The sequence below is a fragment of the Pandoraea horticolens genome (assembly GCF_902459555.1).
GTDB classification, from domain to species: domain Bacteria; phylum Pseudomonadota; class Gammaproteobacteria; order Burkholderiales; family Burkholderiaceae; genus Pandoraea; species Pandoraea horticolens.
In genome coordinates, this window is sequence record NZ_CABPSM010000005.1 from 170,587 (window position 1) to 190,830 (window position 20,244).

Sequence of the window (20,244 nt, forward strand, 5' to 3'; positions counted from 1 at the left end):
GCGGTGCCGACGATGGAGACATTTGCATGAGCAGCATCGATTACCAGCGGCTGACGTTCGAATACCAGCCGTGCGCAGAACAATCCGGCAACGTCGCGCCCGAGACGCATCCGGTCATCGTGGTCGGCGCAGGTCCGGTGGGACTGGCGACCGCCATCGATCTCGCGCAGCAAGGCGTATCCGTGATCGTCCTCGACGACGACTGCACGCTCTCGGCCGGCTCGCGCGCCATCTGCTTCGCCAAGCGCACGCTCGATATCTTCGATCGTCTCGGCTGCGGTGAGCGCATGGTGCAAAAGGGCGTGTGCTGGAACGTCGGTCGCGTGTTCCTGCGCGATCAGGAGGTCTACAACTTCGACTTGCTGCCCGAGGCAGGACACCATCGTCCGGCGTTCATCAATCTCCAGCAGTATTACGTCGAAGGCTATCTGTTCGAGCGCGCGCGCGAACTGCCAAACATCGACATCCGTTGGAAGAGCAAGGTTGTCGGACTCGCGCAGCAGGGCACGCCGGGCACGCCCGATGCGAGCGTCACGCTCACGGTCGAGACACCCGGCGGGGAGTATCAAACGTGCGCCCGCTATGTCGTGGCCGCCGATGGGGCTCGCAGTCCCTTGCGCAAGTTGATCGGTGTGGACAGCCACGGCCGCACGTTCAAGGATCGCTTCCTGATCGCCGACGTCAAGATGAGCGCAGACTTCCCTGCGGAGCGCTGGTTCTGGTTCGACCCACCCTTCCACCCGAATCAGTCCGTGTTGCTGCATCGCCAGCCCGATGACGTGTGGCGCATCGATTTCCAATTAGGATGGGACGCTGATCCCGCGCTCGAGAAGACTCCCGAGCGAGTGATCCCGCGAGTGCAGGCCCTGCTTGGCCCGGACGCGAAGTTCACGCTGGAGTGGGTCAGCGTCTATACCTTCTCTTGTCTGCGCATGGACGACTTCCGTCATGGCCATGTGCTGTTTGCCGGCGACGCGGCACACGGGGTGTCGCCATTCGGCGCGCGCGGCGCGAATAGCGGCGTGCAGGATGCCGAGAACCTCGCATGGAAACTCGCGTTGGTGCTCGCCGGTCATGCCCCCGATACGCTGCTCGATACCTACGCCCGGGAGCGCGAATTCGCCGCCGACGAGAACATTCGCAATTCCACTCGCTCGACGGATTTCATCACGCCCAAGAGCCCTGTCTCGCGCGTCTTCCGCGATGCTGTGCTGACCCTGGCCCGCGACCATGCGTTTGCGCGACAGTTGGTCAACAGCGGACGGCTGTCGGTGCCTGCGGTACTCCACGAGTCGACACTCAACACGGCAGAGCAAGATACGTTCGCCGGACGCATGGTGCCGGGTGCAGCTTGCGTCGATGCACCGCTCACTCGTCAAGGGCAGGACGGTTGGTTGCTGCCGCGTCTGGGCGGACGTTTCGTCGCACTCGTGTTCGGGGCGCCGGGCTCGCTCGACGCCGCGTCTCTCGCGGCCCTCGATGCCCTTGCGAACGACAGCGTGCCGGTCGTGCCGGTGTTCGTGACGCCCGATGCCGAGGTCGCACAGGATGCGCACCACGCACACAGTGTCTGGCACGACGTACAAGGTCTCGCCGCCCAACGGTACGACGCCGCACCGGGCACGGTGTATCTGATTCGTCCGGATCAACATGTGTGCGCACGCTGGCGCACCGTCGACGCCACGGCGATTGCCGCCGCGCGCGAGCGCGCCCTCGGCCGAACGGCACCGGAAGTCGCGCCGATGCAATGTGCGGCCTGACGTCACCGCGACCGATCCCATCGATCGACGTTCAGACCCCACCGATTTCGTAGGAAGGAGACACTTCATGGCACTCGATACACAACCGCGTCTGACACGTCCAGACGATTTCTACGAAGCCTTGATCGACATGCATCGCGACCTCGACGAGACACAGAGTCAGGCCGCCAACGCGCAACTGATTCTGTTGCTCGCCAACCAGATCGGCGATCACGACACGCTGCTCTCGGCGCTTCGTCTCGCACGCGCGGGCGCACTGGGCAACGCGGCGCGCTGATCGCCGGGCAGCCTTTCCTGCGTCACGCACCCTAACGAAAGCGGGGCGCCCGATCACCAGGCGCCCCGCATTTTTAGTGTGACGTGTTCTTGTCTTGTATCGCGTGCCGGCGCCTGCCGGCGTTACACCACCACCATCTGTGAAATCTTCTGCGCCGCCTGCAGAAGGGGCGCGAGGAACTTCGCTTCCATCTCCGCGGCCGACGTCCGGTTGGCCTGACCGCTGACGTTCATCGCCGCAATCACCTGCCCCGCGCGATTACGGATCGGTGCGGCAATCGAAATCATCCCCTCTTCCAGTTCCTGATCGACCAGCGCCCATCCCTTGGCGCGCACGTCGAGAATCCGTTCGCGCAGCGTGTCGATGTCCGTCACCGTGCGGCGAGTGTGCTGGCGAATGTCGGCGCGGCGCAACGCGGCGTCGAGTTCGTCGTCAGGCAACGCCGAGAGCATGACGCGCCCCATCGACGTGCACCACGCCGGCAGGCGGCTGCCGATCGACAGGTTGATCGACATGACCTTGCGCACCGGCACGCGCAGCACGTAGACGATGTCGTCACCGTCGAGCACCGAGGCGGAACTGCTCTCCTGCACCTGCTGCACGAGCGCCTCCATGAACGGCTCGGCAAGATTCCACAGCGGCATCGATGTCAGATAGGAAAAACCGAGGTCGAGAATTCGCGGAGTGAGCCGGAACAGCCGCCCCTCACTTCGTACGTAGCCCAGCGCCTCGAGCGTGAGCAGAATGCGGCGGGCCCCGGCACGCGTCAACCCGGAGGCTTGCGCCACTTCCGAGAGTGTCTGCGCGGGGCGCGCGGCGTTGAACACCTTGACGACCGCCAGCCCGCGCGCGAACGACTGCACATAGGAGTCGCCCGGCTTCTTGTCAGTCGGTTCGGTTGCGTCGTTCGGCACAGGTGTCATGTAGGTGGGGATCGGGTGTCTTCGCGTGAACGGCAAGCGTAATGGATTTGCGTCACGTGTTCCACCGCGCGATACGCACCACTTCATGCCCGGTGTCACGACGGCATGGCCCCGTCTCAGGCGGGCACTCGCTTGACGCCCGACACGGGAAGGCTTAGGCTGTTCTTATAGCGAATATTTGTTCGCTATAAGAACATTGTGAACCAGACGAGGCCATTGGACAAGAGGTCATCGCCGGGAGACACCCAACCGGGGCAAGGGGCGCGAGCCCGTCAGCCCGATGGAACTGCCCAGGAGGCACGTGTGATCAACAAGATTTACGACTCGCTCGCCAGCGCGGTCGCCGGCGTTCACGACGGCGCGACGATCATGATTGGCGGCTTCGGCAACGCCGGGATGCCCTCGGCGCTCATCGACGCCCTGATCGATCAGGGCGCGCGCGATCTGACCATCGTCAACAACAATGCCGGCAACGGCGAGACGGGGCTCGCCGCCCTGCTTAAAGCCGGGCGCGTACGCAAGATCATTTGCTCGTTCCCGCGTCAGACCGACTCGCAGGTGTTCGACGCGCTCTATCGCGCGGGCAAGATCGAACTGGAACTGGTGCCGCAGGGTAATCTCGCCGAGCGCATTCGTGCCGCTGGCGCGGGCATCGGCGGCTTCTTCACGCCCACCGGCTACGGCACGCTGCTCGCCGAAGGCAAGGAAACGCGCGTGATCGACGGCAAGCCGTACGTGTTCGAACTGCCGATCCATGCCGACTTCGCCCTCATCAAGGCGCTCAAGGGCGACCGCTGGGGCAACCTCGTGTACCGCAAGACCGCCCGCAACTTCGGCCCGATCATGGCCACGGCGGCGAAGTGCGCCATCGTTCAGGTGAACGAAATCGTCGAGCTGGGCGACCTCGATCCGGAAGCCGTGGTCACGCCCGGCATTTTCGTTCAACGCGTCGTCGCGGTGCCGAGCGCCGCACACGCCTGATCCCCATCTGATTTCGGAGCACGACATGAACCGACTGACCCGCGACCAGATGGCCGCCCGCGTCGCCCAGGATATTCCCGACGGCGCTTATGTGAACCTCGGCATCGGTCTGCCGACGGCCGTGGCCAATCACTTGCCCGCTGAAAAGGAGATCATTCTCCAGAGCGAAAACGGCGTGATCGGCATGGGCCCGGCCCCCGCGAAGGGCGAAGAGGACGAAGACCTCATCAACGCCGGCAAGCAACCCGTCACGCTCAAGCCGGGCGGCGCCTTCTTCCATCACGCCGATTCGTTCGCGATGATGCGCGGTGGCCACCTGGACTTCTGCGTGCTGGGCGCCTTCCAGGTCTCGACCACGGGCGACCTCGCCAACTGGCACACCGACGCGCCCGACGCCATCCCGGCCGTAGGCGGCGCGATGGATCTCGCAAGCGGCGCCAAGCAAGTGTTCGTGATGATGGAACACCAGACCAAGCAGGGCGAGAGCAAGATCGTCGAGCAGTGCACGTATCCGCTCACCGGGGTGGGCTGCGTCACACGTATCTACACCGATCTGGCCGTGCTCGATGTCACGCCCGAAGGCCTGCGCGTGATCGACATGGTCGACGGCCTCTCGTTCGACGAACTACAACGCCTGACCGGTGTGGCGCTGCTGCCGTCGCCGGCCGTGGTCTAAGACACCATCGCCGGGACATCATCGAATGTGACCCGGCGATTTTCATTGTGAGGTAGACAAATGAGTGAAGTCTTCATCTGCGACGCGATTCGCACCCCGATCGGCCGCTACGGCGGCGCGCTGTCTTCCGTGCGTGCCGACGACCTCGGCGCCATCCCCCTCAAGGCGCTCATGGTGCGCAACGGCGGCGTCGACTGGACACAGGTCGACGACGTGATCTTCGGCTGCGCCAACCAGGCCGGGGAAGACAATCGCAACGTGGCGCGCATGTCGTCGCTGCTGGCTGGCCTGCCGCAAGACGTGCCGGGTGCCACCCTCAACCGCCTGTGCGGCTCGGGCATGGACGCCATCGGCACGGCAGCGCGCGCCATCAAGGCGGGCGAAGCCGGTCTGATGATTGCGGGGGGTGTGGAGAGCATGAGCCGTGCGCCGTTCGTGATGGGCAAGGCGGCCAGTGCGTTTTCGCGTCAAGCGGAGATTTTCGATACGACCATCGGCTGGCGTTTCGTCAATCCCTTGATGAAGGCGCAGTACGGCGTGGATTCGATGCCCGAGACGGGCGAGAACGTCGCGACCGAGTTCGGCATCAGCCGCGAAGATCAGGATCGCTTTGCGGTGCATTCGCAGGAGAAGGCAGCGCGCGCTCAGGCGAACGGCACGCTTGCCGAGGAAATCACGCCGGTGTCCATCGCCCAGAAGAAAGGCGAAGCGATCATTGTCGATCGCGACGAACACCCGCGTGCGACGAGCATGGAAGCGCTCGCCAGACTTAAGGGCGTGGTACGCCCGGATGGCACCGTGACCGCCGGTAACGCTTCTGGCGTCAACGACGGCGCCTGCGCACTGCTATTGGCAGACGAGGCGAATGCGGCGCGCTTTGGCCTGACGCCGCGAGCCCGGATACTGGGCATGGCGACGGCAGGGGTGGCACCGCGCATCATGGGCATCGGTCCGGCTCCCGCAACAAAAAAACTGCTCGCGCGGCTCGGTATGTCGCTCGATCAGTTCGACGTCATCGAACTCAATGAAGCGTTTGCGAGCCAGGGCCTTGCCGTGCTGCGTCAGCTCGGCGTGGCCGACAACGACCTGCGCGTCAATCCGAACGGCGGCGCCATTGCGCTGGGCCATCCGCTCGGCATGAGCGGCGCACGTCTGGTGACGACGGCGATGTATCAACTGAGGCGTTCGGGTGGTCGCTTTGCGCTGTGTACGATGTGCATTGGGGTCGGCCAAGGCATCGCTATCGCCATCGAAGCGGTGTAATCCCACTGCCCCGCCGGTATTTTCAGGCCGGCGGCGGTCGGGCGGGACTGGGTAAGTTCCGCGACGCCGCACCGGGGTCCCGTGGGCACGATCAGTGCCGGGCGGGACCCGTCTGCCCCCGTCTCTCCTTCTATCCTTCCGTCCTTCGTGTTGTTCCGCTAGTGCCGCCGGCCGTTCAGACAGCCTTGGCGACGTCACGCATCACAGCGTCGAAGAAGGTGGCCTGCGCATCCGCATCGCTGCGGGCGTAAGCACGGTTGATCCCGCTGATGACCGCCCGAATCGATGCCGTCGTCAGATTCGCATCGATGCCCACACCGAACGCGCTGCCCACGATGGTCTCGCCCGCCATTTCCGCGATGGCGATCGCCCGTGCGTCGGCCCCCTGCGTGAGGGCGCGTTCCTCGTAGTGCTGCACACGCACCGGCGTACGCATGGCGTGCATCAGGGCATCGAGCGGGCCGTTACCGGCGCCCGACACGGTGGTGCGCTGACCGTGAATGTCGAGGGTCACGGCGATGTGCTGACGGCCGTCGCGCTCCGAGAGCGTGTGACCGATGTAGGCGACCGGCGCGTCGGACGCCACGTATTCCTTCTGGAACAGTTGCCAGATCTGCGAGGCGGTGACTTCGGCCCCCGTCTCGTCGGTGTGGCGCTGCACAGCCGAGCTGAAATCGACTTGCAGGCGACGCGGCATTTGCACACCGTAAGCCTGTTCGAGCAGGTAAGCGATGCCGCCCTTGCCCGACTGGCTGTTCACGCGAATGATCGAGTCGTACGTGCGACCGAGATCGCTCGGGTCGATGGGCAGGTAAGGCACTTCCCAGATCGCGTCAGGCTTTTGTACGGCGAGGCCCTTCTTGATGGCGTCCTGATGCGAGCCCGAGAACGCGGTGAAGACCAGATCGCCGACATACGGATGACGCGGATGCACGGGCAACTGCGTGCACTCTTCGGACGTGCGGGCAATTTCGTTGATGTTCGAGAAGTCGAGGCCCGGGTCCACCCCTTGCGTGTACAGGTTCAGACCGAGCGTGACGAGATCGACGTTACCGGTGCGCTCGCCGTTACCGAAGAGGCAACCTTCGATGCGATCGGCACCGGCCATCACGGCCAGCTCGGCGGCGGCCACCGCCGTGCCGCGATCGTTGTGCGGGTGAACCGAAAGGATCAGCGAATCGCGGCGCGCGAGGTTGCGGTGCATCCATTCGATCTGGTCGGCGTAGTAGTTCGGCGTGCCGATTTCCACCGTCGCCGGCAAGTTCACGATGCACTTGCGCTCGGGCGTCGGCTGCCATACGTCGAATACGGCATCGCAAACTTCCTTCGCGAACTCGAGTTCAGTACCAGTGAACGTCTCGGGGCTGTATTGCAGCGTCCATTGCGTATCGGGCGCGGCATCGGCACAACGCTTGATCGTCTTGGCGGCAGCAACCGCGAGCGCCTTCACGCCCGGCTGATCGAGGTTGAAGACAATGCGGCGGAATTCAGGCGCCGTAGCGTTGTAGAGGTGAACGATGGCACGCGGTGCCCCCTTGAGCGCGGCAAACGTACGCTCGATGAGGTCGTCGCGGGCTTGCGTGAGCACTTCGATGGTGACGTCGTCGGGGATGTGACCGCCTTCGATCAGTTCGCGCACGAAGTTGAAATCGGTGTCGGACGCCGACGGAAACGCCACTTCGATTTCCTTGAAGCCGATGGCGACGAGCGTCTTGAACATGCGCATCTTGCGCTGGGCATCCATCGGCTCGAACAGGGCCTGGTTGCCGTCACGCAGATCGGTACTCATCCAGATCGGTGCGCGCGTGATGGTGCGGCTCGGCCACTGTCGGTCCGGAATGTTGACCGGCGTGAACGGGCGGTATTTCGTGGCGGGGTTCTTCAGCATGGCGTTGTCTCGATTGTCGGCAAAAGTGTCAACCGGACGACGCATGAACGCAAAGAAGCTACGACCGCCGGTTGGAGGAACCGGGGCTTAGGTCGGCGTAACTGGGGAAAATCAGCGGTGCTTCAGTGAGGAATTCAGACGATGCACGCGCGCAGCAACGGACCAAGCCCGGTGGAGCGGGCTAGTAGTCGTAGCGAGAGGGAGAATTGCGCGGTGATCATGTGACGCATGAGATCACAGATTTTCCAACGCTGTCAACCATGACGTGCCACCTCGCAAGGTTCCCATGATGGGTGACGCGAGTTATCGCGCGACGGGGTTTCCCTTCCACCGGCAACTCAGGCCGAGAGCGGAACGGCCGAGGTGCACTTGATCTCGTCGAGACAAACGCTCGACTTGACGGCGCTCACGCCCGGAATGCGCATCAGCGTATCGAGCAGAAAATCGGACAACGCCTTCAGGTCGCGGGCGACGACCTTGAGCACATAGTCGATATCCCCCGTCACCGAGAAGCACTCCTGAATCTGCGCCAGTTCCGCAACCAGTCCCTTGAAGTTCGACAGGTCGCGGATGTGCCCGCGCTCCATCGTCACGTGGACGAACGCGACCACGCTGAATCCGAGCCGTTGCGCGTCGAGTCGGGTGTCGTACCCCTTGATCACCCCCATCTCTTCGAGCCGCCGGTGACGACGCAGTGTCTGCGCCGGCGACAGCTTGATGGCTTCGGCCAGTTCCAGATTCGAAATTCGCCCGTTCGACTGCAAAATCCCCAGCAGCCGGACGTCGATTCGGTCGATCTCGATGTTATGCACTTTTATTTCCCATCACACCATCATGACGAAATATTAATTCATAACCTAGGGTTTGCCTACCTTAGTTACGAAATCCTATTTTTCGGCGACCCACTTACACTGGGCGCCGTAAAACGTCGAAATGCCCGCAAGATCCTTGTCATTTCAAGGGTTCCGGCAAATGGAACGGACGGAGCACCCTATCCCGACCGAACGGTCAACAAATCACAATTTTGTTGCATCTCCCAGCGCCACCGATGGATAACGGATGACAACCACCGGGCAATGCACACGTCCAACAAATCAGTCACCTCACAAATCACCTCACCCAGCCGAGACGATCATGGCCGACCTCTTTGACAACCCGATGCAATTGATGGGCTTCGAATTCGTGGAATTCGCATCGCCCACACCGAACGTCCTCGAACCGATTTTCGAACAGATGGGCTTCACGCTCGTGGCGCATCACCGCTCGAAAGACGTGGTGCTGTACCGCCAGGGCAACATCAACTTCATCGTGAATCGCGAGCCGAACAGCGAGGCTGCCTACTTCGCCGCCGAACATGGCCCGAGCGCTTGCGGCATGGCATTCCGGGTGAAAGACTCGCACAAGGCTTACGCCCGCGCGCTGGAACTCGGCGCCCAACCGGTCGAGATCTTGACCGGCCCGATGGAGCTGCGTCTGCCGGCGATCAAGGGCATCGGCGGCGCACCGCTGTATCTCATCGACCGTTTCGAAGAAGGCAAGTCGATCTATGACATCGACTTCGAATACATCGAAGGCGTCGATCGTCATCCGGTAGGCCACGGCCTGCGTCTGATCGATCACCTGACGCACAACGTATATCGCGGCCGCATGGCGTACTGGGCCGGCTTCTACGAGAAGCTGTTCAACTTCCGTGAGATCCGCTACTTCGACATCTCGGGCGAATACACGGGTCTGACGTCCAAAGCCATGACGGCACCCGATGGTAAAATCCGCATTCCCCTGAACGAGGAATCGGCCAAGGGTAGCGGCCAGATCGAGGAATTCCTGATGGCCTTCAACGGCGAGGGCATTCAGCACATTGCGTTCCTCACCGACAACCTGATCGACGTCATCGATCGCCTGCAAATGGCGGGTGTCGACCTGATGACCGCGCCTAACGACTTCTACTACGATGCGCTCGAAACCCGTCTGCCGGGTCATGGTCAGCCGGTTGGCGAACTGAAGTCGCGCGGCATCCTGCTCGACGGCACGACCGAAGGCGGCAAGCCGCGACTCCTGTTGCAGATCTTCTCGAAGACCCTGCTCGGCCCGGTGTTCTTCGAGTTCATCCAGCGTCAGGGCGACGACGGCTTCGGCGAGGGCAACTTCAAGGCGCTGTTCGAATCGCTCGAGCGCGACCAGATCGAGCGGGGCACGCTCAAGGTCTGAGTCCAGGGGAGACACCCGGCGGTATATGCCCCGGGCTCACGATCATCGTTCGCCGCGATGATCCCAAAGGACACGGCGACGGCACCATGAGTGCCGCGCCGTGGCGGCTCAACGGTTCCGGTTCGTTCCAACAGAACGAAAACAGAGAAGCGCGCCGCTTGGTAACGAAGGTAGGGTAAGGAACAGACATGTCCGGCAACGCAGCAAATGAAGGCTCGCTCCACCGCGGCCTGAAGAATCGTCACATCCAATTGATCGCGCTGGGTGGCGCGATCGGCACCGGCCTCTTTCTCGGCATCGCACAAACCATCAAGACCGCTGGCCCATCCGTTCTGCTGGGCTACGCCATCGCGGGCGTCGTCGCGTTTTTTATCATGCGACAGCTCGGTGAAATGGTCGTCGACGAGCCCGTTGCCGGCTCGTTCAGCTACTTCGCCAACAAATATTGCGGCCAGTTCGCAGGCTTCGTCTCCGGCTGGAACTACTGGGTGCTCTACGTGCTGGTCTCGATGGCCGAACTCTCGGCCGTGGGCATTTACGTGCAGTACTGGTGGCCCGCCATTCCCACCTGGGTCTCGGCCCTCGTGTGCTTCGGCATCATCAACGCCGTCAATCTCTCCAGCGTGAAGTCGTACGGCGAGACGGAGTTCTGGTTCGCCATCATCAAGGTCGCCGCTATCGTCGGCATGATCGGGTTCGGCGCCTACCTGCTCTTCTCCGGTAACGCGGGCCCCGACGCCAGCGTGACCAACCTGTGGCGGCACGGCGGCTTCTTCCCGAACGGCGTGTCGGGCCTCGTCATGGCGATGGCCGTCATCATGTTCTCGTTCGGCGGACTGGAGCTCGTCGGCATCACCGCTGCCGAAGCCGACAATCCTTCGCGCACCATCCCGCGCGCGACCAATCAGGTCATCTACCGCATTCTGATTTTCTACGTCGGCGCCCTCGGCGTACTGCTCTCGCTGTACCCGTGGGAAAAGGTCGTGACCGGCGGCAGCCCGTTCGTGCTGATCTTCCACGAACTGAACAGCAACGTCGTTGCCCATGTGCTCAATGCCGTGGTGCTCACGGCTGCGCTGTCGGTCTACAACAGTTGCGTGTACTGCAACAGCCGCATGCTGTACGGTCTGGCCGTTCAGGGCAACGCGCCGCGCGCCCTGCTCAAGGTGAACGCCCGCGGTATCCCGCTCGCAGCGCTCGGCGTCTCGGCGGCCGCAACCGCGGTGTGTGTGGTGATCAACTACTTCATGCCGGGCAAGGCGTTCCAACTGTTGATGGGGCTGGTCGTATCGGCACTCATCATCAACTGGGCGATGATCAGCGTGATTCATCTGGCCTTCCGCCGTGCCAAGGCGCGTGCAGGCGAAACCACGCTGTTCAAGAGCCTCGGCTATCCGCTCACCAATTACGTGTGCCTCCTGTTCCTCGGCGGCATTCTGGTCGTGATGTACCTGATCCCGGATCTGCGCATTTCGGTCTACCTGATCCCGGTGTGGCTGGTCGTGCTCGGCATCGGTTATCGCCTGCGTCAGAAGAACAGCGCCGCCCCGGTTCCCGTCCACGCAACACGCTAAGCCGCACATCGCCGGGCCGATCGGCCCCGGCAACCACCGGCCTCAAGAAAACGCCGCATCCCCCCGGGCGCCAGCCGCCCGGGGCATACCCGGCGACACCTCACTAGCGGTATCATCGGTTGTTTGCATCGCCGGGGCCGCCAGAACCGCCCGGCTGGCCCGGCGCTCTCTCAGCGCGCGATACCGACTTTCTTTCGTTTTCCAGGAACTGCCATGTTCGAACATATCGATGCCTACCCCGGTGACCCGATCCTGTCGCTCAATGAGAATTTCGCGAAAGATCCCCGTACCAACAAGGTCAACCTGAGCATCGGCATCTATTACGACGACGAAGGCCGTCTGCCGGTCATGCAGGCCGTGCGTCAGGCCGAAGCGCTGCTGCTCGCCGAAGTCGGTCCGAAGCCGTACCTGCCGATGGCGGGCTTCGCCGACTATCGCGACGTCGTGCAATCTCTCGTGTTCGGTGAAGACTCACCGGCCCGCAAGGCCGGCAGCATCGCCACGGTGCAGACGCTGGGCGGCTCGGGCGCGCTCAAGGTCGGTGCCGACTTCATCAAGCGCTACTTCCCCGGCTCGCAGGTGTGGGTGAGCGATCCGACGTGGGACAACCATCGCTTCATCTTCGAGCGCGCCGGTTTCACCGTGAATACGTATCCGTATTACGACGAAGCCACCGGCGGTCTGCAATTCGAAGCGATGGTCGATGCCATCGACAAACTGCCGGCGCGCAGCGTGGTACTGCTGCACGCGTGCTGTCACAACCCGACCGGCGTCGATCTGAACGACGCACAGTGGGTGCAACTGATCGATGTGCTCAAGAAGCGCGAACTGCTGCCTTTCGTGGACATGGCGTATCAGGGATTCGGCTCGGGCATCGACGCCGACGCCTTTGTGATCCGCGAGCTGGCCCGTCAGAGCGTGCCGGCCTTCGTCGCCAATTCGTTCTCGAAGAACTTCTCGCTGTACGGCGAGCGTTGCGGCGGGCTGTCGGTCATTTGCGAATCGGCGGAAGCGGCCGATCGCGTGCTGGGGCAACTGACGAGCGCGGTGCGCTCGAACTACAGCAACCCGCCGACGCACGGCGCGAAGATCGTTGCCAAGGTGCTGAGCACGCCGGAACTGCGCAAGTCGTGGGAAGCCGAACTCGCCGAGATGTGCCAGCGCATCACGCGCATGCGCGGCGCGATTCACGAAGGCCTTCGCGGCCATGTGCCCGACAACATGCTCTCGCGCTATCTTGAGCAGCGCGGCATGTTCACATACACGGGACTGTCGGCGGCACAAGTCGATGTACTGCGCGAACAGCATGGCGTCTATCTGATTCGCTCGGGCCGCATGTGCGTGGCCGGCCTGAACGAGAAGAACGTCGGTGTGGTAGCCGACAGCATTGCAAAGGTGCTGAACAACGCCTGAGCATCGGTCGACACCTGAAGCTGGCAAGAAAAAGGGACGGCACATGCCGTCCCTTTTTTCATGTCTCGAAACGCCTCAGGACGCCTTGCGCAGGAACTCGAGCAGATCGGCGTTCACCTTGTCGGCCTCGACGACGCACATGCCGTGCGCACCACCCGGATAGACCTTCAGCGTGGCGTTCTTGACGATCTGCGCGGTGAGTTTGCCCGAGTCGTCGATGGGTACGATCTGATCGTCGTCGCCATGCAGCACAAGCGTCGGCACGTCGATCTTCTTCAGATCCGCGGTGTAGTCCACTTCCGAGAATTCCTTGATGCAAAGATACTGGCCCAGATGCGAGCCCCACATCCCTTGCAGCCAGAATGCATCGATCACCCCCTGCGACGCCTTGGCATTCGGCCGGTTGTACCCGAAAAACGGCACAGCCAGATCCCGATAGAACTGTGAGCGATTGCCCACCACATTCGCGCGAATTTCGTCGAACACGCCGATGGGCAGACCGTTCGGATTCTTGTCCGACTTGACCATGATGGGCGGCACCGCGCCGATCAGCACCGCCTGCGCGGCACGGCGCGTGCCATGACGGCCGAGATAGTGCGCCACTTCACCGCCACCCGTGGAGTGCCCCACGAACGTGGCGTCGTGCAGATCGAGCGATTCGACCAACGCCGCCAGATCGTCGGCGTAGGTGTCCATGTCGTTACCGGTGCCGGGCTGATCCGAGCGACCGTGCCCGCGGCGGTCATGGGCGATGACGCGAAACCCGTGCTGCACCAGAAACAGCATCTGGGCGTCCCACGCGTCGGCGCTCAGCGGCCACCCGTGCGAGAACACCACTGGGCGGCCCTTGCCCCAGTCTTTGTAGAAAATCGAGGTGCCATCCTTCGTCTTGAAAGTGCTCATGATGCGATCCTTGCGCAGTGCGCGATTGAACGACAACGAGGCGTGCCGGCCGGGGCGTCTGTAGAGGCGAGATGCCACGTCGCGGCACGGAAGGCGGCGGGGCAGGGTTTGCCGGCCATCGTGACAGGACTTCACATGTCGGAGTGCCATGCAACCGTCGTGAAGGTCTTCAATTTAAGACGGCAATGCGCGTGCATGCAAGGTGAAAATGCTTGATGATTTCGTGAGCGAGATTCACGAAACATGCCCCATGAGTGTCATGAACGGCAAACCGGTAAACACGATGCCCATCGCTGGTGCACACCTGGCGCCGCCGTGCATCCGTCGTCAGCACATCTAGGCGCTTGGCGTTATATTGGCTGTCCCGCGGCCGTGCTGGCCGCTTATCACGAATGCGCCGATCCCCATGTCCGATCAGTCCGCCGATTTGTCTCAGTTTCCCATCACGCGCAAGTGGCCTGCTGCGCACCCCGACCGTCTGCAACTGTATTCGCTGCCCACGCCCAACGGCGTGAAAGTGTCGATCATGCTCGAGGAAATCGGGCTGCCGTATGAAGTGCATCTGGTGAACTTCCAGACCGACGACCAGCTCTCGCCCGAGTTTCTGTCGCTCAACCCCAACAACAAGATTCCCGCGATCCTCGATCCGAACGGCCCCGGCGGAAAGCCGCTGCCGCTGTTCGAGTCGGGCGCGATTCTCTGGTATCTCGCCGAAAAAACCGGCAAGTTGCTGCCCGCCGGCCCGGCCGCGCGCTATGAAACGCTGCAATGGGTGATGTTCCAGATGGGCGGTGTCGGGCCGATGTTCGGTCAGGTGGGCTTCTTCCACAAATTCGCGGGCAAAGATTTCGAAGACAAGCGTCCGCGCGAGCGCTATGTGAACGAATCGAAGCGTCTGCTCGGCGTGCTCGATGCGCGTCTGGCGAATCGCCGGTGGATCATGGGCGACGACTACACGATTGCCGACATCGCGACGTTCCCGTGGATCAGAAACCTGGTCGGCTTTTACGAGGCAGGCGAACTGGTCGATTTCGCCCAGTTCAAGAACGTGCAACGTGCGCTCGCGGCGTTCGTCGAACGCCCTGCCGTCGTTCGCGGACTCGACATCCCGAAGCGCCCTGCATAAGCACGTATGAGCGCAAACGAGCGCGAAAAAAAGCCGGCGCATCGATGAGATGGCCGGCTGAGAACGCGACGAGGCACGGGGAGGTCGTACCCCGCCACACGTCGGACGGTTAGACCGACGCCCCCGCAGGGAGCCTTCCAACACTGCGTTGACTACGGTGAACCTTCACGTTGGACGCTGGCGTCAGGCCGACTTCCTGAAGCGAGCCGCTTCTTCCGAGCCGCCCGTGGCGTTACCGGCGCTGTATGAGTGAGCGCCCACCCCGGCGAGCTTGCCGCCCTGCACGATGAGATACTCGTTGCGAATCGGGCGATTCTCGAAGTAGCACTCCAGAATCTCGCGCGTGCCTGCGGCGTAACGTGTCTGTGCCGAGAGGCTGGTACCGGAGATATGCGGCGTCATACCGTGGTGCGGCATACTGCGCCACGGATGATCGGCCGGCGCCGGTTGCGGGAACCACACATCGCCGCCGTAGCCGGCGAGTTGACCGCTCTCGAGGGCGGCCGCCACCGCGTCGCGGTCGCACAACTTGCCGCGTGCCGTGTTGATCAGATACGCCCCGCGCTTGAAGTGCTTCAGGCTGTCGGCGTTGATCATGTGCTCCGTTTCCGGGTGCAGCGGGCAGTTCAGCGTAACCACGTCGCAAACCTTCGCCAGGCTCTCGAGGCTCGTGTGGTGCGTGAGGTTCAGTTCCTTCTCGACCGACGCCGGCAGACGGTGGCGATCGAGATAGTGCAGATGCGTGCCGAACGGCTTCATCAGGCGCAGCACGCGCAGACCGATCCGCCCTGCGGCGACCGTGCCGACATGCATGCCTTCCAGATCGTACGAACGCTCAACGCAATCGGCGATGTTCCAGCCGCCCTTGAGTACCCAGTTGTACGACGGCAGATAGTTACGCACGAGCGCGAGCGTGGTCATCATTACGTGTTCGGCAACGCTGTTGCTGTTGCAGTACGTCACTTCCGCGACCGTGATGCCGTGTTCCATCGCGGCTTGCAGATCGGTGTGATCCGAGCCGATGCCGGCGGTCACGATCATCTTCAGTCGCTTCGCTCGCTTGATACGCTCGGCCGTCATGTAGGCGGGCCAGAACGGTTGCGAGATCACGATTTCGGCGTCGGCCAGTTCGCGGTCGAGCACGCTGTCGCCGCCATCCTTGCTCGACGTCACCACGAGTTGGTGGCCGTTCGATTCGAGGTACTTGCGCAGGCCCAGTTCGCCCGACACGCTGCCGAGCAGTGCCCCCGGCGGGAAGTCGATGGCGCGCGGCGTCGGCAGCGACTGACCATCGGGATACGATTCGATCTTGGGCAGATCGTCGCGGGCGTAGGTCTTCGGGTATCCGGTGACGGGGTCGTCGTACAGTACACATACAATCTTTGCCATGGTATCTCGCTCCTGAAATGATGGTCTACACATGTCTGCGTTGGCGACGCATCACGGCGTCGCTGCATTGAGGCCAATCATCGATGCCACAGACACGCTTGGAAAATCGTTCCGGCCGATCGATTGATCGGTAAGACCTATCAACTCGCGGGGCGATGGCTCGGACGCCGGCCGATCCCCAGGGCAGTGGCGGCGAAGCGAACGATCCGAATTAGGCCGGCAACAGCGCGTCCAGCCGCGACTGCAAATCGACCGAGCGAAACGAAGCCACTGCTGCGTCGAGCAATGGCGGGCGTGGTTGCCGTTCACGCAAAATCAGACCGATCTCGCGATGCAGCGCAGGTTGTAACGGCACAGCATGCAGTTCGTCGCGCATCTCTGCGAGACACAGCACGCTGTGCGGCACGATGCTGAAGAGCCCGGCGCACCGCACATGCGCATACAACGCCATGAGCGAATCCGTCTCCACGCGCGGCGACGCCGACGTGCCCGCCCGCGCCAGCGCCGCGTCGATCCCCTGACGGCATTGCATGTTGCCCGTGAGCAGGCACAGCGGCAGCTTCGCCGCCTCATGCCACGATAACGACGTGCGTCCGGCCAGTGCGGTTTCGTCGCGTGCAATCAGCACATATCGTTCGCGGAACAGGGAGATCGTTTCGAATTCACGTAGACGCGGATCGTCGAGATAGCTCAAACCGACATCCAGATCGAGTTCGGAAAGCTGACGCAGCGCCTGCGTCGCGGAAAGCGTGTAGACCTCGTGACGCATGCCGGGGAAGTCGCGCAGACAGGCGTCGGTGAGCAGTGGTACGAGCGGCAGCGCGGTGGGGATCGCGCCGACGCGCAGGCAACCGGTGACTTCGCGACGGCTCGCGCTCGCCTCCTGTCGCAAGCCCTCGCAATCGGCCAGCACCTGTCGCGCCCACGCCAGCACGCGCTCGCCTTCCGGGGTGAAGCCCTCGAAGCGGCGTCCGCGACGCACGATCGGCAGGCCGAACTCTTCTTCGATGCTGCGGATCGCGCCGGACAGCGTCGGCTGCGACACGTTGCACAGTTCCGCCGCGCGGCGAAAGTGCTGCGCCTGCGAAAGCGCCACGAGATAACTCAACTGCCGAATGAACATGGCTTTGGCCCTCCCCGGTGTCGCGGCAGACGTCCCCGCTCTACGCTATATCCTCGGAAATATAGCGCAAGGCACGACAGGCCAGTCATGAGAATGCTGCATAACTGTTATGGCAAACCCACCCGGCGGGCGCCGGGCGGTCGGCTTGCCCGATGGTCACCGCTTATTGCGCGGGAACGGGCGAAGCGGGATTGGTTGTCGCGGGGGGCGGGGAGACGGGCGTCACAGGCATCACAGGCGGCGCCGACGATGCGCCACCTCCCGCCGGGGACGACGGCGATCCGCCGTTCGGCGACAAACCGCCCGGCCCGTTCCACTCGCCCGGTACTCCCGGAATCGTGTTGCCGCGCGGCGCGCTTGCGGGCAATGCGGAATCTGGTTGCGCCAGCACGGCCGACGCGACCGGCACGGGCAATGGTCCACCGTCGCTGGCCGCGTCGGGCGTCGAGACGGGGGGTGCCGGTACCGTTGCCGCCGGGCGCTTCACCGGTGCCTTCGGTTTGGTTTCCGGCGATGTCTTCGTGAAAAGGCCCGTGACCCAATCGGAGGCGCGTGTCCACCAGTCGCTGTACCAATGATGGTTGTCCGGTGCTTCGAACTTCGCATTCGCGTCGATCACCTTCGCACGCAACGCCCGCGAGAATACGTCGCCGACGATTGGCAGCGCGCTATGGGCGCCCTGTCCCCAGTAATCGCTGCGCAGCGTGATACGGCTGTCGTTGAAGCCGACCCACGCGCCAGCCACCAACTGCGGTTGCATGAGGATGAACCAGCCGTCGGCGTTGTCCTGTGTCGTGCCCGTCTTGCCCGCCACGTCGGCGCGAATACCGAAGCGCGTACGAATCGCATTGCCCGTGCCGCGATTGATGACGCCACGCATGGTGTCTAGCAGCGTGTAATCGTCGTTCACGGAGAGCGCCCGCTCGGGACGCGCCGGCGAGAACGTCGCCAGCACATCGCCTTCGCCGTTCGTGATCTCGGTGACCATTGTCGGCTCGCGATACTCGCCGCCGTCCGCGATGGTGCCGTATGCGACGACCATTTCCTTGAGCGAAACGGGGCTCGTGCCCAGCGCCAGCGACGGCACCGGGTCGAGTTTGCTCTCGCGCACGCCCATCGCCCGCGCCAACCCGGCCACGCGCGACGGCCCGACGTCCTGCATGAGTTGTGCCGTGACGGTGTTGCGCGATTGCGCCAGCGCGTCGCGCAACGTCATGGGTTTGTTGGTCGGCGCGCTGTCGTCGCTGGGTCGCCAGATCTCGCCGCCCGCGAGCGGGATCTCGACGATCTGGTCGACGATGGTGTCGTCCGGCGTTCTGCCTTTGACGAAGGCCGCGCCGTAGACGAACGGCTTGAAGGTCGAGCCCGGCTGACGGCGTGCCTGCTGGACATGATCGAACGGGTCGATCGTGAAGTCGCGGCTGCCAACCCACGCGCGGATTTCCCCCGTGCGCGGATCGATGGCCAGGAAACCCGCCTGCACGCGGGTCTTCGTCGTGCGCAGATTCTGCATGAACGTCTTGTCCGCGAGCAAACGCTTCATCGCGGCCTCAGGCGCTTCGCCCCCCGCTACCGCATTGCGATACTCCGCCGATTCGCGCACGAACGACTGCACCAGCGCCGTGCTGTCGCGCCAGCCCCCGCGTGCCGACCAGTTGGCGTCGGCAATGCCTTGCAATTGATTCGCCTGACGCGTGAGCGCCTGCGTCGCCATCGTCTGTAAACGCGAGTCGATAGTGGTGTGCACCACGAGGCCATCGGAATAGATGTTGTAGCCGTTCCGGTCTGCCCAACCGATCAGCCACTTGCGCAATTGCTGTGCGAAGTGCGGCGCCGGCCCCGGCTCTTCGGTTTGCCGCTCGAAGTTGATGCGCAACGGCCGCTTCTGCAGCGCGGCGAGCTTCGACGCGTCAAGATCTCCGAACTTGACCATCTGGGCGAGCACGGTGTTGCGACGCTGCAATGCGCGCTCGGGGTTGATCACAGGGTTGTAATAGCTGTTGCCCTTGAGCATGCCGACGAGCGTGGCGGCTTCAACGACGTCGAGCTGATCGGCCGACTTGTCGAAGTACGTGCGCGCGGCCATCTCGATGCCGTACGCGTTGTACAGGAACGGCACGGTGTTCAGATACGTCTCGAGAATCTCGGGCTTCGTGTAAAGCGCTTCGATCTTGAGTGCGGTGATCGCTTCCTTGAGCTTGCGTGTGAGCGTGGGCGCGCGGCCGATCTCGTCGGGATACAGATTGCGCGCGAGCTGCTGCGTGAGGGTCGAGCCGCCTTGGCGGTCGCCGGAGAACGTGTGCAGCGCCGCCGATGCCGTGCGCTTCAGGTCGATGCCGTGATGCTCGTAGAAGCGGTGGTCTTCGGTCGCGATCAGCGCCTTGGCGACATTCGGCGACACGTCCTTGAGCGCCACCCATTCACGGTTCGAGGGCCGGAATTCGGCCAGCAGCTTGCCGTCCACCGACAACACTTGTGCCGGTTGGTCGATCTTCGCCCGCCGGATGTCGCGAATGCCCGGCGTGAACGGAATCAGAATCAGTGTGTAGGCGACGAGCAGGCATGGCACGGCCGCGATGGCGACGAGCACGCCGCGGCGCGTTGGATGGCGCAGGTGATACCACGCGCGGGCCGCATACGGCTGCAAGGGCTGCAGAAGGCGGAGACCATGCCGGCCAGCTTGGGCGGCGGCATGCAACAGCGACGAAATCGGGCGCTTCACGATAGGGGAAAGCGTGGC

Annotated in this window: 16 protein-coding genes; 9 read left to right on the top strand and 7 right to left on the bottom strand. The window is 63.2% G+C overall.

Annotated elements, in window-relative coordinates:
* Nucleotides 1–26: 26 nt before the first annotated feature.
* Together PHO31112_RS10825 and PHO31112_RS10830 are read left to right on the top strand one after the other, a co-directional pair.
* Nucleotides 27–1,760: an FAD-dependent oxidoreductase gene (locus tag PHO31112_RS10825; protein ID WP_150620510.1), complete on the top strand. Its 1,734-nt coding sequence runs from the start codon at nucleotides 27–29 to the stop codon at nucleotides 1,758–1,760.
* A gap of 67 nt (nucleotides 1,761–1,827) precedes the next feature.
* Nucleotides 1,828–2,037: a DUF2783 domain-containing protein gene (locus PHO31112_RS10830; protein WP_150557640.1), complete on the top strand. Its 210-nt coding sequence runs from the start codon at nucleotides 1,828–1,830 to the stop codon at nucleotides 2,035–2,037.
* 122 nt (nucleotides 2,038–2,159) lie between these two features.
* Here PHO31112_RS10830 and PHO31112_RS10835 read toward each other — a convergent pair whose 3' ends face one another.
* Nucleotides 2,160–2,960 carry an IclR family transcriptional regulator gene (locus tag PHO31112_RS10835; RefSeq protein ID WP_150620511.1) on the bottom strand — a complete coding sequence of 267 codons (801 nt, stop codon included), beginning with the start codon at nucleotides 2,958–2,960 and terminating at the stop codon, nucleotides 2,160–2,162.
* 303 nt (nucleotides 2,961–3,263) lie between these two features.
* On the opposite strand from PHO31112_RS10835, the gene PHO31112_RS10840 reads away from it, so the two are divergent.
* From PHO31112_RS10840 to pcaF, 3 genes are read left to right on the top strand one after another with little or no spacing between them, the layout of a single operon-like run.
* Entirely contained in the window at nucleotides 3,264–3,941 is a 678-nt protein-coding gene (locus PHO31112_RS10840; RefSeq protein WP_150620512.1) for a 3-oxoacid CoA-transferase subunit A, read from the top strand.
* Between the two features lie 25 nt (nucleotides 3,942–3,966).
* Nucleotides 3,967–4,617 (top strand): 3-oxoacid CoA-transferase subunit B, encoded by a 651-nt coding sequence (locus PHO31112_RS10845; RefSeq protein WP_150620513.1) that lies wholly within the window; start codon nucleotides 3,967–3,969, stop codon nucleotides 4,615–4,617.
* Between the two features lie 60 nt (nucleotides 4,618–4,677).
* Nucleotides 4,678–5,880, top strand: coding sequence for a 3-oxoadipyl-CoA thiolase (gene pcaF / locus PHO31112_RS10850; protein WP_150620514.1), 1,203 nt, complete (start codon nucleotides 4,678–4,680; stop codon nucleotides 5,878–5,880).
* A gap of 175 nt (nucleotides 5,881–6,055) precedes the next feature.
* On the opposite strand, the gene leuA is transcribed toward pcaF, so the two are convergent.
* Together leuA and PHO31112_RS10860 are read right to left on the bottom strand one after the other, a co-directional pair.
* Nucleotides 6,056–7,768, bottom strand: coding sequence for a 2-isopropylmalate synthase (gene leuA / locus PHO31112_RS10855; protein ID WP_150620515.1), 1,713 nt, complete (start codon nucleotides 7,766–7,768; stop codon nucleotides 6,056–6,058).
* A 338-nt stretch (nucleotides 7,769–8,106) separates the two neighbouring features.
* Entirely contained in the window at nucleotides 8,107–8,580 is a 474-nt protein-coding gene (locus PHO31112_RS10860; RefSeq protein ID WP_039368333.1) for an Lrp/AsnC family transcriptional regulator, read from the bottom strand.
* 322 nt (nucleotides 8,581–8,902) lie between these two features.
* On the opposite strand from PHO31112_RS10860, the gene hppD reads away from it, so the two are divergent.
* From hppD to PHO31112_RS10875, 3 genes are all read left to right on the top strand, one after another.
* Nucleotides 8,903–9,976: a 4-hydroxyphenylpyruvate dioxygenase gene (gene hppD, locus PHO31112_RS10865; protein ID WP_150620516.1), complete on the top strand. Its 1,074-nt coding sequence runs from the start codon at nucleotides 8,903–8,905 to the stop codon at nucleotides 9,974–9,976.
* Between the two features lie 188 nt (nucleotides 9,977–10,164).
* Nucleotides 10,165–11,550, top strand: a complete 1,386-nt coding sequence (locus tag PHO31112_RS10870; protein ID WP_150620517.1) for an amino acid permease — start codon at nucleotides 10,165–10,167, stop codon at nucleotides 11,548–11,550.
* A 213-nt stretch (nucleotides 11,551–11,763) separates the two neighbouring features.
* Complete coding sequence (locus PHO31112_RS10875) at nucleotides 11,764–12,963, top strand: amino acid aminotransferase (RefSeq protein WP_150620518.1); 1,200 nt, start codon at nucleotides 11,764–11,766, stop codon at nucleotides 12,961–12,963.
* 75 nt (nucleotides 12,964–13,038) lie between these two features.
* Here the strand turns inward: PHO31112_RS10875 and PHO31112_RS10880 are convergent, their stop codons facing one another.
* A complete protein-coding gene (locus tag PHO31112_RS10880; RefSeq protein ID WP_150620519.1) occupies nucleotides 13,039–13,866 on the bottom strand; it encodes an alpha/beta fold hydrolase in 828 nt (275 codons plus the stop codon).
* Nucleotides 13,867–14,272: 406 nt separating this feature from the next.
* On the opposite strand from PHO31112_RS10880, the gene PHO31112_RS10885 reads away from it, so the two are divergent.
* Complete coding sequence (locus PHO31112_RS10885) at nucleotides 14,273–14,992, top strand: glutathione S-transferase N-terminal domain-containing protein (protein WP_150620520.1); 720 nt, start codon at nucleotides 14,273–14,275, stop codon at nucleotides 14,990–14,992.
* 183 nt (nucleotides 14,993–15,175) lie between these two features.
* Here the strand turns inward: PHO31112_RS10885 and PHO31112_RS10890 are convergent, their stop codons facing one another.
* The 3 genes from PHO31112_RS10890 to PHO31112_RS10900 form a co-directional block, all read right to left on the bottom strand.
* Nucleotides 15,176–16,381: an NAD-dependent formate dehydrogenase gene (locus PHO31112_RS10890; protein ID WP_150620521.1), complete on the bottom strand. Its 1,206-nt coding sequence runs from the start codon at nucleotides 16,379–16,381 to the stop codon at nucleotides 15,176–15,178.
* A gap of 211 nt (nucleotides 16,382–16,592) precedes the next feature.
* A complete protein-coding gene (locus PHO31112_RS10895) occupies nucleotides 16,593–17,504 on the bottom strand; it encodes a LysR family transcriptional regulator (RefSeq protein WP_150620522.1) in 912 nt (303 codons plus the stop codon).
* Between the two features lie 163 nt (nucleotides 17,505–17,667).
* Nucleotides 17,668–20,229 (bottom strand): penicillin-binding protein 1A, encoded by a 2,562-nt coding sequence (locus PHO31112_RS10900; protein ID WP_425495180.1) that lies wholly within the window; start codon nucleotides 20,227–20,229, stop codon nucleotides 17,668–17,670.
* Between the last annotated feature and the right edge of the window lie 15 nt (nucleotides 20,230–20,244).

What these genes read in the sequence shown, in the direction of transcription:
- PHO31112_RS10830 (WP_150557640.1), top strand. Translation starts at nt 1,828, where the DNA reads ATGGCACTCGATACACAACCGCGTCTGACACGTCCAGACGATTTCTAC.
- PHO31112_RS10870 (WP_150620517.1), top strand. Translation starts at nt 10,165, where the DNA reads ATGTCCGGCAACGCAGCAAATGAAGGCTCGCTCCACCGCGGCCTGAAG.
- pcaF (WP_150620514.1), top strand. Translation starts at nt 4,678, where the DNA reads ATGAGTGAAGTCTTCATCTGCGACGCGATTCGCACCCCGATCGGCCGC.
- PHO31112_RS10895 (WP_150620522.1), bottom strand. Translation starts at nt 17,504, where the DNA reads ATGTTCATTCGGCAGTTGAGTTATCTCGTGGCGCTTTCGCAGGCGCAG.
- PHO31112_RS10875 (WP_150620518.1), top strand. Translation starts at nt 11,764, where the DNA reads ATGTTCGAACATATCGATGCCTACCCCGGTGACCCGATCCTGTCGCTC.
- PHO31112_RS10880 (WP_150620519.1), bottom strand. Translation starts at nt 13,866, where the DNA reads ATGAGCACTTTCAAGACGAAGGATGGCACCTCGATTTTCTACAAAGAC.
- PHO31112_RS10825 (WP_150620510.1), top strand. Translation starts at nt 27, where the DNA reads ATGAGCAGCATCGATTACCAGCGGCTGACGTTCGAATACCAGCCGTGC.
- PHO31112_RS10890 (WP_150620521.1), bottom strand. Translation starts at nt 16,381, where the DNA reads ATGGCAAAGATTGTATGTGTACTGTACGACGACCCCGTCACCGGATAC.
- hppD (WP_150620516.1), top strand. Translation starts at nt 8,903, where the DNA reads ATGGCCGACCTCTTTGACAACCCGATGCAATTGATGGGCTTCGAATTC.
- PHO31112_RS10845 (WP_150620513.1), top strand. Translation starts at nt 3,967, where the DNA reads ATGAACCGACTGACCCGCGACCAGATGGCCGCCCGCGTCGCCCAGGAT.
- leuA (WP_150620515.1), bottom strand. Translation starts at nt 7,768, where the DNA reads ATGCTGAAGAACCCCGCCACGAAATACCGCCCGTTCACGCCGGTCAAC.
- PHO31112_RS10885 (WP_150620520.1), top strand. Translation starts at nt 14,273, where the DNA reads ATGTCCGATCAGTCCGCCGATTTGTCTCAGTTTCCCATCACGCGCAAG.
- PHO31112_RS10835 (WP_150620511.1), bottom strand. Translation starts at nt 2,960, where the DNA reads ATGACACCTGTGCCGAACGACGCAACCGAACCGACTGACAAGAAGCCG.